Source organism: Curtobacterium sp. MCBA15_001, assembly GCF_001864835.1.
Taxonomy (GTDB): domain Bacteria; phylum Actinomycetota; class Actinomycetes; order Actinomycetales; family Microbacteriaceae; genus Curtobacterium.
The window spans coordinates 622,705-635,685 of sequence record NZ_MJGI01000025.1 but is presented as its reverse complement, the minus strand read 5'-3'; the positions used below and the strand labels follow the sequence as shown (position 1 = coordinate 635,685).

10 protein-coding genes are annotated in these 12,981 nt (G+C 70.3%); 5 read left to right on the top strand and 5 right to left on the bottom strand.

Translation table 11 applies throughout. From position 1 onward, the window contains the following. Positions 1-259 precede the first annotated feature (259 nt). Entirely contained in the window at positions 260-1,684 is a 1,425-nt protein-coding gene (glnA, locus tag BIU90_RS14960) for a type I glutamate--ammonia ligase (protein ID WP_071300944.1), read from the bottom strand. Positions 1,685-1,825: 141 nt separating this feature from the next. Here glnA and BIU90_RS14955 point away from each other — a divergent pair, with 141 nt between their 5' ends. Further along, complete coding sequence (locus tag BIU90_RS14955) at positions 1,826-2,272, top strand: RDD family protein (RefSeq protein WP_071300943.1); 447 nt, start codon at positions 1,826-1,828, stop codon at positions 2,270-2,272. Between the two features lie 272 nt (positions 2,273-2,544). Here BIU90_RS14955 and BIU90_RS14950 read toward each other — a convergent pair whose 3' ends face one another. Further along, positions 2,545-3,258, bottom strand: coding sequence for a DUF4191 family protein (locus BIU90_RS14950; RefSeq protein WP_071300942.1), 714 nt, complete (start codon positions 3,256-3,258; stop codon positions 2,545-2,547). Positions 3,259-3,386: 128 nt separating this feature from the next. On the opposite strand from BIU90_RS14950, the gene BIU90_RS14945 reads away from it, so the two are divergent. Next, complete coding sequence (locus tag BIU90_RS14945) at positions 3,387-4,217, top strand: hypothetical protein (protein ID WP_071300941.1); 831 nt, start codon at positions 3,387-3,389, stop codon at positions 4,215-4,217. A gap of 121 nt (positions 4,218-4,338) precedes the next feature. Here the strand turns inward: BIU90_RS14945 and sucB are convergent, their stop codons facing one another. The 3 genes from sucB to BIU90_RS14930 form a co-directional block, all read right to left on the bottom strand. Then, entirely contained in the window at positions 4,339-5,853 is a 1,515-nt protein-coding gene (sucB, locus tag BIU90_RS14940) for a 2-oxoglutarate dehydrogenase, E2 component, dihydrolipoamide succinyltransferase (RefSeq protein WP_071300940.1), read from the bottom strand. 58 nt (positions 5,854-5,911) lie between these two features. Continuing rightward, a complete protein-coding gene (gene lpdA / locus BIU90_RS14935) occupies positions 5,912-7,285 on the bottom strand; it encodes a dihydrolipoyl dehydrogenase (protein WP_071300939.1) in 1,374 nt (457 codons plus the stop codon). A gap of 170 nt (positions 7,286-7,455) precedes the next feature. Then, positions 7,456-8,964, bottom strand: a complete 1,509-nt coding sequence (locus BIU90_RS14930) for a leucyl aminopeptidase (protein ID WP_071300938.1) — start codon at positions 8,962-8,964, stop codon at positions 7,456-7,458. Between the two features lie 76 nt (positions 8,965-9,040). On the opposite strand from BIU90_RS14930, the gene BIU90_RS14925 reads away from it, so the two are divergent. From BIU90_RS14925 to BIU90_RS14915, 3 genes are all read left to right on the top strand, one after another. After that, positions 9,041-9,973, top strand: a complete 933-nt coding sequence (locus BIU90_RS14925) for a proteasome assembly chaperone family protein (protein WP_071300937.1) — start codon at positions 9,041-9,043, stop codon at positions 9,971-9,973. A 140-nt stretch (positions 9,974-10,113) separates the two neighbouring features. Further along, positions 10,114-11,439, top strand: coding sequence for a nitrate/nitrite transporter (locus BIU90_RS14920; RefSeq protein WP_071300936.1), 1,326 nt, complete (start codon positions 10,114-10,116; stop codon positions 11,437-11,439). A 245-nt stretch (positions 11,440-11,684) separates the two neighbouring features. After that, positions 11,685-12,977, top strand: a complete 1,293-nt coding sequence (locus tag BIU90_RS14915; RefSeq protein ID WP_071300935.1) for an RNA polymerase sigma factor — start codon at positions 11,685-11,687, stop codon at positions 12,975-12,977. Positions 12,978-12,981: the final 4 nt, after the last annotated feature.

Below are 12,981 nucleotides of genomic sequence, written 5' to 3'. Positions count from 1 at the left end.
CACCGGGCCTCCAGGCGGTCCCGTCCCGCGCCCACGTCGGCCCCGCTCGCGAAGACGACAGATCCCGGCCGACGATCGGCGCCCATCTGTCGCTTTTGCGAAAGCGACAGATCCCTGCCGGAGGTCCGCGTGGAACTGTCGCTTGCGCGGTGATGACGGGGAGCACGCCGCGCGAACTGGCGCTCTGGCCCGCACGTCGGGTACGGAGAAGGGCCCCGCACCTGATGGTGCGGGGCCCTTCGTGTGCACAGCTTCGGTGTCAGACGCCGAAGTAGAGCTCGTACTCGAACGGGTGCGGACGCTGCGCCATCGGCAGGATCTCGTTCTCGCGCTTGTAGTCGATCCAGGTCTGGATCAGGTCCTCGGTGAAGACGTTGCCCTTGAGCAGGAACTCGTGGTCGGCCTCGAGTGCCTGCAGTGCGGCGTCGAGCGATGCCGGCACCTGCGGGATGTTCTTCGCTTCCTCCGGGGGGAGCTCGTACAGGTCCTTGTCGACGGGCTCGTGCGGCTCGATGCGGTTCTGGATGCCGTCGAGGCCCGCCATCAGCTGCACGGCGAACGCGAGGTACGGGTTGCCGGAGGCGTCGGGCGCGCGGAACTCGATGCGCTTGGCCTTCGGGTTCGTCCCCGTGATCGGGATGCGGATCGACGCCGAGCGGTTGCCGGCCGAGTAGACCAGGTTGACCGGAGCCTCGAAGCCCGGGATCAGGCGGTGGTACGAGTTGATCGTCGGGTTCGTGAACGCCAGGACGGCGGGGGCGTGCTTGAGCAGGCCACCGATGTACCAGCGGGCGAGGTCCGACAGACCGCCGTAGCCGTTCTCGTCGTAGAACAGCGGGGTCCCGTCGTTCCACAGCGACTGGTGCGTGTGCATGCCCGAGCCGTTGTCACCGAAGAGCGGCTTCGGCATGAAGGTCGCGACCTTGCCCCACTGCTCGGCGGTGTTCTTGACGATGTACTTGAACTTCAGGATGTCGTCCGCGGCGTGGACCATCGTGTCGAACTTGTAGTTGATCTCCTGCTGGCCGCCGGTGCCCACCTCGTGGTGCGCACGCTCGAGCTCGAGGCCCGAGTCGATCAGCTTGAGGGAGATGTCGTCGCGCAGGTCGGCCGTCTTGTCGACCGGCGACACCGGGAAGTAGCCGCCCTTGTACGGGGTCTTGTTGGCGAGGTTGCCGCCCTCTTCGGTGCGGCCGGTGTTCCAGGCGCCCTCTTCGGAGTCCACCGCGAAGAACGACTCGTTCTGCGTGACCGAGTAGCGGACGTCGTCGAAGATGTAGAACTCGGCCTCGGGGGCGAAGAACGCGGTGTCCGCGATGCCGGTCGAGGCGAGGTACTTCTCGGCCTTCTTGGCGACCTGGCGCGGGTCACGGCTGTAGATCTCGCCGTTGCGCGGGTTGTAGATGTCGAACACCATGATCAGCGTGCGCTCTGCCCGGAACGGGTCGACGTACGCCGTCGTCACGTCCGGGATGAGCTGCATGTCGGACTCGTGGATCGACGCGAACCCGCGGATCGATGAGCCGTCGAAGAGCTGCCCGACCGAGAAGAAGTCCTCGTCGACCGTGGACGCAGGGATGTTGAAGTGCTGCTGGACCCCGGGGAGGTCCGTGAACCGGATGTCGAGGAACTTGACGTCCGTGTCCTTGATGAAGGCGAGCACCTCGGAGGAATCACTGAACATGTGAGTCGTACTCCAATGGTTGGGTGATGTTCGAGGGAACCAGGAGGCACCCTCCGACGAGGGTATTGACACGGGGTTTCCCGGACGTGACTGGGTTGTTTCCGGCGTGTTACGCAGCGGTGCTCCGCATAAACTGTGGGCATGGCCCGCTCCACTCCGCCCTCCGCCGCTGCCGCCCCTGGTACGGGTGGTCCCGCGGACTCGTGGCCCGGCAAGGTCCTCGGGCTGCCCGAGTCCGGACCGCGGTCGATGAGCGGGATCGTCCGACGCATCGTGGCGTTGGTGATCGACTGGGCGTTGGCGTCGCTGATCTCGCTCGTGATCGGGACCTACGGCGCCGCGGGCAACTTCGCGACCCTCGGGATCTTCGCCGTGCTGCAGGTCGTGTTCATCGCGCTGTTGTCGGGGTCGTTCGGGCACGTGTGCGTGGGGCTGCGCGTCGTGCCGATCCGTGGGGGCTACGTCGGGGTCTGGCGCCCGGTGGTCCGGACGGTGCTGCTGTGCCTGGCGGTGCCGGCGCTCATCCACGCCAAGGACGGGCGGCCGCTCCACGATGCGGCCGTCGGCACGGTGCTCGTGCGGCGCTGACGCGCGCTGCGCCCGGCTGCGCGGCTGCGCGCGCCCGCGCCCGCGCCCGCACCCGCACCCGCACCCGCGCCGTGCGAGGTCGCCCCGCATGGTGCGAGGTTCCAGACATGGTGCAGCGCGAAAGACTCGCACGGTGTCCACAACCTCGTACGGCGTCGCCGCTGCGAACGCACCCGGCGCCCGCGCCCGGCGCCCGCGGGACCCGCACCGCCCACACGCACGAACACCCCCGACCGGCTGCGGTCGGGGGTGTTCGTCAGGTCAGCGGCGACTCAGCGCGGACGACCAGCACGCACACGCGTGGGGTCGATGCCCTTCGGGATCGCCGAGGCCGGGCTCTGCGTGAGGGAGTCCAGCCGGTTCGCCACCGCCAGGACTTCGTTCCGGTTGAGCGCCTTCTTGTACCTGTTCATCGCACGGGGCAGCTTGTGCAGCGTCACCGCATCTGAGCCGTCGCCGACGTGGACGACGTGCACCGGCACGTTCGGCACGATGCGCTGGACCTTGCGCCGCTCTTCGTCGACCTGCCGCGTGAGGTTGCTCAGCGAACCTTCGGTGATCAGGACGACACCGGGTGTGCCGACCGCGCGGTAGACCGCGGCCTGCGAGCGACCGTGCACAGCGACCGGCATCTCACTGGAACGCCACTGGCGCCGGAGCGAGTTCGTCAGCACGGCACCGACAGCGCCGGGCTGGCCTTCGATCTGTGAGTAGGCGGCGCGCTCGGCGAGACGACCGAGCACGATGAGGAAGAGCAGCACACCGAGCAGCACACCGGCGACGATCCACAGGACCACACCGAGCCAGTTCTGCCCGGGGAGCAGCAGGGCCAGCAACACACCGAGGACCACCGGGACGAGGAACGCGGCGGCGAACCACCAGATCGACGTCGGGTCGGCCCGACGGGTCATCTGGAAGACCTGGAACATCTGCTTGAGACGCCCCGGCTCCTTCGCCTTCGTGTCGGTAGTGCTCTTGCGTGCCATGTCGACAAGGATACGGCCTGGCTGCCTCCCCGTGGACCGTCGGTGAACAGGCTGTGGGCGAACGGCGTTCTCCACAGGTCACCCCGCACAGCCAGGAGGCACGGTCCGGCCCCGCCACGCTGGTCCCCATGGAGACGGTGACGGTGGAGCAGTGGTGGACCGGGCCGGACGACGGCCCGTTCGCCGCGTGGGTCGCGGACCGCGCGGCGGCGGACCCCACGCACTGCGTGCGTGTCGAGCGGGTCGGCCGTGACCCCACGGGGCGTCTCGTCGTCCGCGTCGAACCACTCCGCGGTGTCCCGCTGCCGACGGCACTCGACCGGATCGGCACGTTGACCGTGGGCGTCGCCGTGACGCTCACCGTGCCGCTCCTCGAGCTCGCCGCACAGGGACGCGCCGGATCGATGGTGCTCGGCTCGGCGCGCCCCGATGACGTCCTGGTCGACGACGCCGGGGTGACGGTGCTGGTCGACCATCCGCCGGGCACGGTCGACCCGGTCGCGCAGGACGCACCGTCCGCGGGCCCGGCCGTCGGTGCCCGGGCTGCGAGGCCGACGTCAGTGCGGTCGACGCGGGTGCCGGGCCCCACAGCGCTCCTGCTCGCGGCGCGCACGGTCTGGGAGCGCGTCGATGCCCGCGAAGCGTGCAGGCCAGCCCTCGACCACGCCCTCGCCACAGCCCTCGACGGCACGGCGCACGACGTCGTACTCGTGCTCGAGGCCGTCCGGGCGACCGGCCCACCACGACCGGTGCGGTGGGAGCTCCCGCCCGACGACTTCGCCTTCGCGCCGCCCACCCCACCGGCTCCCGCAGGCATCACCGCGGTGCTCCGACGGTGGATCGAGGACGGCGTCCCGCTCCCCGGCGGATCCCGCCTGCCCGCACGCCGTCTGCTGGTCGGGATCGTCGTCCTGACCGGTGTGGCCGCCGCAGGCGCGTTCGCCCTCGGCGGCACGTGACCCGACGGAGACGTCACCGCGGACCGCGACGCTGACGCACATCCAGAAGCAGCCGCCAACGCCGACGGCCCCGGCCCCCTCGAAGGGGACCGGGGCCGTCGGGCCGAACGGGACGCGCGGGTCAGTACCCCAGGTTCGGCGCGAAGTTGCCCTCTTCGAGGCGGTTCTTCACGGCGACCAGGTAGCGCGACGCATCCGCACCGTCGATGATCCGGTGGTCGTACGACAGCGCCAGATACACGAAGGAACGGATGGCGATCGCTTCCTGCCCGTCGACCTTCACGACCGCCGGACGCTTCGTGACGATGCCGGTGCCCAGGATCGCCGACTGCGGCAGGAACACCACGGGGGTGTCGAACAGCGCGCCACGCGACCCGGTGTTCGTCAGCGTGAAGGTGCCGCCGGCGAGCTCGTCGGGCTTCAGCTGGTTGTTGCGCGTGCGCTCGGCCAGGTCGGCGATCGACTTCGAGAACTGCGCCAGGTCGAGCGACGCTGCGTCCTTGATGACCGGCGTCAGCAGGCCACGCTCCGTGTCGACGGCGATCGAGACGTTCTCGGTCTCCGGGTACACGATCTCCTCGCCCTCGACGGTCGAGTTGATCTTCGGGTGCGCCTTGAGTGCCTCGGAGGCAGCCAGCGCGAAGAACGGCATGAAGGACAGCTTCGAGCCGGTCTTCTCGAGGAACTCGGCCTTGTGCGCGTCACGGAACTGCGCGACCTTCGTCACGTCGACCTCGACCACGCTGGTGAGCTGCGCGGTCGACGTCATCGACTGCACGGCACGCTCGGCGACGACCTTGCGCAGGCGCGTCATCTTCTCGCGGGTGCCACGCAGCGGCGAGACCTCGGCGACGAACGGACCGGACGCTGCCGGAGCCGCGCCACCCTTGTCCGAAGCGCCAGCGGCGGTGACCGCGGCCATGACGTCTTCCTTGCGGATGCGTCCACCGACACCGGTGCCCGTGACCTTCGACAGGTCCACACCCTGCTCGTTCGCGAGCTTGCGCACGAGCGGCGTGACGTAGCCGGACGCTGCGCCGGTCTGGGTCGGGTTGGGGACCTCGGCCGAAGCGGTCGGGGCGCTCGACACGGCGGCGGCCGGAGCGGGCACCGCTGCCGGGGGAGCCGGTGCTGCTGCGGGCGGCGGGACCGGAGCGGCCTGCGGCACGGGCGACGCCGCGGGCGGTGCCGACGGAGCCGCCGGTGCTGCGGGCTGCGTCTGGCCGGCCGGAGCGGGCTCCGGCTCGGTCGGCTGCGGGGCGCGGGTCTCGCTGTCCTGCTCGGTGCTCGGCACGGGCTCGGGGGCCTCGGCCTCGGCAGCGGCCTCGTTCGACGAGTCGGCCGACTCCGAACCGGTGTCCGACGCGCCGGAGTCCGAGTCCGACGAACCCGAGCCGGAGCCGTCCCCGATCTTCACCAGAGGCGTCCCGACCTCGACGGTCTCGTCCTCGCCGACGAGGATCTCCTCGACGACGCCGGCGACCGGCGACGGGATCTCGGTGTCGACCTTGTCGGTCGAGACCTCGAGCAGCGGCTCGTCGACCTCGACCCGGTCACCGACGTTCTTCAGCCATCGGGTCACCGTGCCCTCGGTGACGCTCTCGCCGAGCGCCGGGAGGTTGACGGATTCGCTCATCGGGTGGACTCCTCTTCGCAGGGGTGGTTCGTGGTGGTGGTCATGGTGCTGGTCGTGCTCACAGTGCGTGGAGCGGCTTGCCCGCGAGGTGCAGGAACGCCTCGCCGAGGGCCTCGTTCTGCGTCGGGTGTGCGTGCACCAGCGGCGCGACGTCCTCGGGGTGGGCTTCCCAGTTCACGGCGAGCTGTGCTTCACCGATGAGCTCGCCGACGCGGGCGCCGATCATGCTGACACCGACGACGGGGCCGTCGATCACGCGCACGACCTTGACGGCACCGGAGGTCCCGATGATGTGGCTCTTGCCGTTGCCGGCGAGGTTGTACTCGTACATGTCGATCTTGTCGGCGCCGTACTGCTCTTCGGCCTTGGCCTGCGAGAGACCGACCGAGGCGACCTCGGGGTCGGAGTACGTGACCTTCGGGATGTTCTTGTCCTCGATGATCACCGGGTTGAGGCCGGCGATCTCCTCGGCGACGAAGATGCCCTGCTGGAAGCCGCGGTGGGCGAGCTGCAGGCCGGGGACGATGTCGCCGACGGCGTACACGTTCGGCAGGTTCGTGGCGAGGCGCTCGTTGGTCGTGACGAAGCCACGGTCCATCGCGACGCCGACCTCGTCGTAGCCGACGTTCTGCGTGACGGGGCCGCGGCCGACCGCCACGAGCAGGACGTCACCGTCGAAGGTCTTGCCGTCCTCGAGCGTCACGACGACGCCGTTCTCGTGTTGCTCGACACCCTGGAAGCGCACGCCCAGCGAGAACTCGATCCCGCGCTTGCGGAACGCGCGCTCGAGCTGCTTGGACATGGACTCGTCCTCGGCCGGGATCAGGTGCGGGAGGGCCTCGACGATGGTCACCTCTGCGCCGAAGGACTTCCAGACGCTGGCGAACTCGACGCCGATGACGCCGCCGCCCAGGATGACGACCTTGTTCGGGACGTAGTCCATCTTCAGTGCGGTCTCGGAGCTGATCACGCGGCCGCCGAGGTCGAGCCCGGGCAGCGACTTCGAGTAGGACCCGGTGGCCAGCACGATGTTCTTGCCGGTCACGGTCTGGTCGCCGACCTGCACGGTGTTCTGCGAGGTCAGGCGGCCCCAGCCTTCGACGACGGTGATGCCGCGGGCCTTGATGAGCCCCTGCAGGCCCTTGTACTTGGAGGTGATGACGCCCTGCTGGTACTCGATGACCTTCGGGACCTCGACGCCGGCGAACTCCGCGATGACGCCGTACTTCTCGGCGTCACGGGTGGCGTCGGCGACCTCGGCCGCGTGCAGGAGTGCCTTGGTCGGGATGCAACCGCGGTGCAGGCAGGTCCCGCCGAGCTTGTCGCCCTCGATGAGCGCGACGCTCATCCCGAGCTCGGCCGCCCGCAGGGCTGCGGCGTACCCGCCGCTCCCGCCCCCGAGGACCACGACGTCGTAAGTCTGTTCCGTCACCTGGTGCAACTCCCTCGTGCATGTCGGGCCGGTTGGTTCTGGTGGACACCGGCCTCACATGGACACCGCGGCGGCGGTGCCCGACGGTCGGACCGCATGGTTCCGGTCCCGTCCCGTCCGTTCCGACGGGGGACGCGCAGAACACGCCCGCCCCGCCGGAACCCAACCTACTACTTGGACTGGAGCTCTTCTGCGAGCGAGATGAGTGTCCGGACCATGGCGCCCGTCGCGCCCTTGCCCAGCCAGCCGTAGCCGGCGCCCTTGTTCTCCGAAGGACCCGCGATGTCCAGGTGCGCCCACGGGACGTCACCCTCGACGAAGCGCTCGAGGAACTTGCCCGCGAGCAGCATGCCACCGGCCGGGTTGCCGACGGTCGCGTTGACCATGTCGGCGACCTCGCTGGCGAGTCGGGCGTCGAGTTCCTCGGGGAGCGGCATCGGCCAGATCGGCTCGGCGACCGAGGCGGCGATCGCCCGGACCTGCGCGACGAGGTCGTCGGAGCCCATCAGCCCGGTCGTGCGGTCGCCGAGGGCGACGACCTGCGCACCCGTCAGTGTGGCGACGTCGACGACGGCGTCGGGCTGCTCGAGCGTGGCGGCGACCAGGCCGTCGCCCAGGACCAGCCGGCCCTCGGCGTCGGTGTTGGTGACCTCGACGGTCTTGCCGTTCTTCAGCGTCAGGACGTCGCCGGGACGCGTGGCCGAGCCCGACGGCATGTTCTCGGCCAGGCACAGCCACGCGGTGACCTTGACGTCGAGCCCGAGTCGAGCGGCGGCGACGGTCGCAGCGAGCACCGTGGCGGCGCCGGTCATGTCCGTCTTCATGCCGAGCATCGACGCGGCCGGCTTGAGCGAGAGCCCGCCGGAGTCGAAGGTGATGCCCTTGCCCACGAGCGCGAGGTGCTTGGTCGCGGTGGACGGCGCGTACCGGACGACGACCAGGCGCGGCGGCCGGACCGACCCCGCGCCGACGCCGAGGATGCCGCCGAAGCCCTGTTCGGCCAGTGCGGTCTCGTCGAGGACCTCGACGGTCACGGGGAGGTCGTCCGCGAACGCCGAGGCGACGGCCGCGACGTCGGACGGACCGAGGTCGCCGGCTGCGGTGTTCACGAGGTCGCGGACCAGCGCCGCAGCATCGGCGACGATCGCCGGGCGGACGGTGGCGTCGGCCACGGCGGACGGTGCGAGCACGGTGACGGCCTGCGAACCGCGAGCGGGCGACGTGGTGCCCGCGCCCTTGTGCCGCGTGAAGGCGTACGCACCGAGCGCGGCGCCCTCGAGGGCGGCGTCGACGAGGGCGTCGGAATCGGTCGGCAGCGCAAGGGCGATCGAGCTGACCTGGGGGAGCTGGCGCACTGCGCTGCCCGCGGCCGAGCGCACGGCGGCGACGTCCGGAGCAGCAGCACCGGTCGAGCCAGCGCCACCGCCGGAACCGAGTCCGATGAGCGCGATGCTGGCAGCGGCGACCCCGGCTGCCGGGATGCGCACGAGCTGGTCCTTCGCGCCCGTGGCCCCGATCGCGGCGAGGTCGAGGCCGTCCAGCGCGTCGACGGGACCGGTCGCGGGCGTCGCGATGGTCGCGGCACCACCGTCGGTGCCGGGCCGGACGCCGACGACGAGCACGTCGGCCGAGATCGATGAGGGGGAGGAGCTGTCGGTGGAGAGCGTGGGTCGGACCATGCCTCCGACCCTACCCACGTCCTGTTCGCTGTCGGCATGGGTTGCGCAGCAGGTGTGGACGAACGCCCCGCCTAGCATGGGGACGGTGAACCACCCCGAGGAGCTCTACACCTTCGACGCGTCCGCCCCGTCGGTGCCGGCCGGCCTCCACCTCGTCGCCGGCCTGACCGGGTTCGCGGACGCCGGTTCCGCCGTCGCGCAGGTCACCACCGCCATCACCGAGCGCCTCGAGACGCGACTGATCGCCGAGTTCGACCCCGACGTGCTGCTCGACTGGCGCGCCCGCCGGCCCGTCATCACGTTCGACCACGACCACATCAGCGACGTCGAGCCGCCCCGCCTGGCGCTGCACCTGGTGCGCGACGAACTCGGACAGCCGTTCCTGTTCCTGTCCGGGTACGAACCCGACTTCCAGTGGAACCGCTTCGTCCGCGCGGTCACCGACCTGGCCGCACAGCTGCAGGTCGCCGACACCACCTGGGTGCAGTCGATCCCGATGCCCGTGCCGCACACCCGCGCGATCAACATGACGGTGTCCGGCACCCGAGCCGACCTGATCGAGTCGATGAGCGTGTGGAAGCCGCAGACCCAGGCACCGGCGAACGTGCTGCACCTCGTCGAGCACCGGCTGACCGAGCTCGAGCAGCAGGTCACCGGCCTCGTGCTCCTCGTGCCGCACTACCTCTCCGACACCGAGTACCCGGACGCCGCCGTCGCCGCGCTCTCGGGCATCTCCGCCTCGACCGGCCTGATCTTCCCGACGGACGCCCTGCGCGAAGAGGGCCGTGAGTTCCTGGCGCGGGTCGACGAGCAGGTGGCCGGCAACGGCGAACTGCAGCGCCTGGTCGCGGCACTCGAGGAACGGCACGACACCTACATGGAGGGCAACGCCGTGTCCTCGCCGCTGACGAACGTCGACGGCGAGGTCCCGACCGCCGACGCCATCGCGGCCGAGCTCGAACGGTTCCTGGCGGACCGCCGCGTGGACGGCGACGCCGGCGACGACTGAGACGGTCACCACCCACTGACGGGAGGCCCGGTGCCAGCTGGCACCGGGCCTCCCGTCCGGTTCTCCACAGGCTGCGCCGGGGGCGCCCCGGCATCCACAGGCCGGCGCAGCGGCGCCGACCGCGCCGCTAGCCTGGTCGGGTGAACTCCCGCCGAGCCTTCGTCGTCTGGGGCGTCGCGGTCCTCGCGTACGTCCTCGCGGTCGTGCAGCGGTCCTCGCTCGGCGTCTCCGGCGTCGACGCCCAGGACCGCTTCGCCGTCTCGGCCGCGGTGCTGTCCACGCTCGCCGTCGTGCAGATCGCCGTCTACGCGGGGCTGCAGATCCCCGTGGGGATCGCCCTCGACCGGATCGGCCCGCGTCGGCTCGTCCTGCTCGGCGCCCTGCTGCTGACGGTGGGTCAGGTGGTCGTGGCCGTGTCCCCGACGATCGGGCCGGCCATCGCGGGGCGTGTGCTCGTCGGAGCCGGCGACGCGATGACCTTCATCTCGGTGATCCGCCTGTTGCCGATGTGGTTCAGCGGGCGCATCCTGCCGCAGATCTCGCAGTGGACGGGCAACCTCGGGCAGCTCGGCCAGGTCGCCTCGGCGTTCCCCTTCGCCCTGCTGCTGCACACCGCGGGGTGGACCGTGGCGTTCTCCGTCGCGGCCGCCGCCAGCGCCGTCGGCCTGGTGCTCGCCGTCGTCTTCGTCCGGAACGGCCCGGTCCCCGTGCGCACCGACACGATCCCGCTGCCCTTGCCGCACACCTGGTCGGGTGCCTTCCGCACCTTCGGGCACGCGCTCCGCCGGCCCGGCACCCAGCTGGGGTTCTGGTCGCACTACGTCACACAGTCCTCGGGCACGGTGTTCAGCCTGCTCTGGGGTGTCCCGATGCTCCGTGGGCTCGGGTACTCCTCGACCGAGGCGGCCGGGTTCCTGACCGTCATCGTCGTCGTCGGGTTCGTGGCCGGACCACTGCTCGGCATCCTCTGCGCCCGGTTCCCGCTCCGCCGGTCGAACCTGGTGCTCGGCGTCGTCGGGCTGCTCGGCCTGGTGTGGACCGCCGTGTTGCTCTGGCCGGACCACCCGCCGACCTGGTTGCTCGTCCTGTTGGTCGTGGCGATGGGCATCGGCGGTCCGGGGTCGCTCATCGGGTTCGACTTCGCGCGCTCCTTCAACCCGATGGGCTCGCTCGGGTCCGCCAACGGCGTGGTGAACGTCGGCGGCTTCCTGGCGGCCTTCGTGATGATGTTCTGCATCGGCACGCTGCTCGACGCCGTGTCGCACGCGACCGGACAGACCGTGTTCGCGTGGGCGAACTTCCGGATCGCCCTCACCGTGCAGTACGTCGTGGTCGGGATCGGCGTCGTGATGCTGCTGCATGCGCGTCGTCGCACGCGCGCCCTCATGCACGCGCAGGACGGAATACGGGTGGCCCCGCTCTGGGTTGCACTCGTTGCACGCCTGCGGAAGCAGAGCGTGCAATAATGAGACACGGACCCGTTCGGGTTCCCCATGGCCGGCGGTCTTCCAGAGCGCCGGATCCACAGGGGGACTTGACATGGGTCCTAGTGCTGCCCTCGACGGCGCTGCCCGAACCGGCGGCGTCCAGCGGGCGGCAGAGCTGCCCGGAAGATGAGGACCAGTGACGCGGGGGAGACTGCGGCGCTGGCCCTGGGCAGCGAGGGAAGGCCACGACCCCGTCAACGTGGCACGACGAGAGAGGTGATCGCATGGCTGCCCGGAGCACGACGATCGATCCCACGAAGGACACCACGGACCAGGTGACCGAGGCTGCGGCCGAGGACACCGAGGGGACGGCCGCGCCGAAGAAGCGCGCCACCAAGACACCCGCTGCCAAGGCCCCGGCCAAGAAGGCAGCACCGAAGAAGGCCGCCGCCAAGAAGCCGGCGACCAAGAAGGCCTCGGACGAGGACGCCGAGGAAGAAGCGGTCGAGCCCGTCGACGTCGACGCGACCGACGACGCCGACGACGACACCGAGGACAAGCCCCGCACCGCCGCGGTCGAGGCAGCCAACGCCGTCGCTGCCGGCGCGCTGGTCATCTCGCAGTCCGACGACGACGAGGCACCGGTCTACTCGACGACCATCACCGGCGCCACCGCCGACCCGGTCAAGGACTACCTCAAGCAGATCGGCAAGGTCGCGCTGCTCAACGCCGAGCAAGAGGTCGAGCTCGCGATGCGCATCGAGGCCGGCCTGTTCGCCGAGGACAAGCTGCAGCACTCGACGGGCCTGTCGAAGCCCGAAGAGCGCGAACTCCGCTGGGTCGCACGTGACGGCCAGCGCGCCAAGTCGCACCTGCTCGGCGCGAACCTCCGTCTGGTCGTGTCGCTCGCCAAGCGCTACACCGGCCGCGGCATGCAGTTCCTCGACCTGATCCAGGAAGGCAACCTGGGCCTGATCCGTGCCGTCGAGAAGTTCGACTACACCAAGGGCTTCAAGTTCTCGACCTACGCCACCTGGTGGATCCGTCAGGCGATCACCCGCGCCATGGCGGACCAGGCCCGCACCATCCGCATCCCGGTGCACATGGTCGAGGTCATCAACAAGCTCGCCCGTGTCCAGCGGCAGATGCTGCAGGACCTGGGCCGCGAACCCACGCCGGAAGAGCTCGCCCGCGAGCTCGACATGACCCCGGAGAAGGTCGTCGAGGTACAGAAGTACGGTCGCGAGCCGATCTCGCTCCACACCCCGCTGGGTGAGGACGGCGACTCGGAGTTCGGCGACCTGATCGAGGACACCGAAGCCGTGGTGCCGGCCGACGCGGTGGGCTTCACGATGCTGCAGAAGCAGCTCGAGAGCCTGCTCGACTCCCTCTCCGAGCGCGAGGCCGGCGTGATCCGGATGCGCTTCGGCCTGGGCGACGGCCAGCCGAAGACCCTCGACCAGATCGGTGACACGTTCGGCGTGACGCGTGAGCGCATCCGTCAGATCGAGTCCAAGACGATGGCGAAGCTCCGCCACCCGTCGCGGTCGCAGTCGCTGCGCGACTACCTCGAGTAGGCCG

Coding starts and splice junctions, on each gene's coding strand:
- sucB (WP_071300940.1), bottom strand. CDS start 5,853: ATGAGCGAATCCGTCAACCTCCCGGCGCTCGGCGAGAGCGTCACCGAG.
- BIU90_RS14945 (WP_071300941.1), top strand. CDS start 3,387: ATGGAGACGGTGACGGTGGAGCAGTGGTGGACCGGGCCGGACGACGGC.
- glnA (WP_071300944.1), bottom strand. CDS start 1,684: ATGTTCAGTGATTCCTCCGAGGTGCTCGCCTTCATCAAGGACACGGAC.
- BIU90_RS14925 (WP_071300937.1), top strand. CDS start 9,041: ATGGGGACGGTGAACCACCCCGAGGAGCTCTACACCTTCGACGCGTCC.
- BIU90_RS14930 (WP_071300938.1), bottom strand. CDS start 8,964: ATGGTCCGACCCACGCTCTCCACCGACAGCTCCTCCCCCTCATCGATC.
- BIU90_RS14950 (WP_071300942.1), bottom strand. CDS start 3,258: ATGGCACGCAAGAGCACTACCGACACGAAGGCGAAGGAGCCGGGGCGT.
- BIU90_RS14915 (WP_071300935.1), top strand. CDS start 11,685: ATGGCTGCCCGGAGCACGACGATCGATCCCACGAAGGACACCACGGAC.
- BIU90_RS14955 (WP_071300943.1), top strand. CDS start 1,826: ATGGCCCGCTCCACTCCGCCCTCCGCCGCTGCCGCCCCTGGTACGGGT.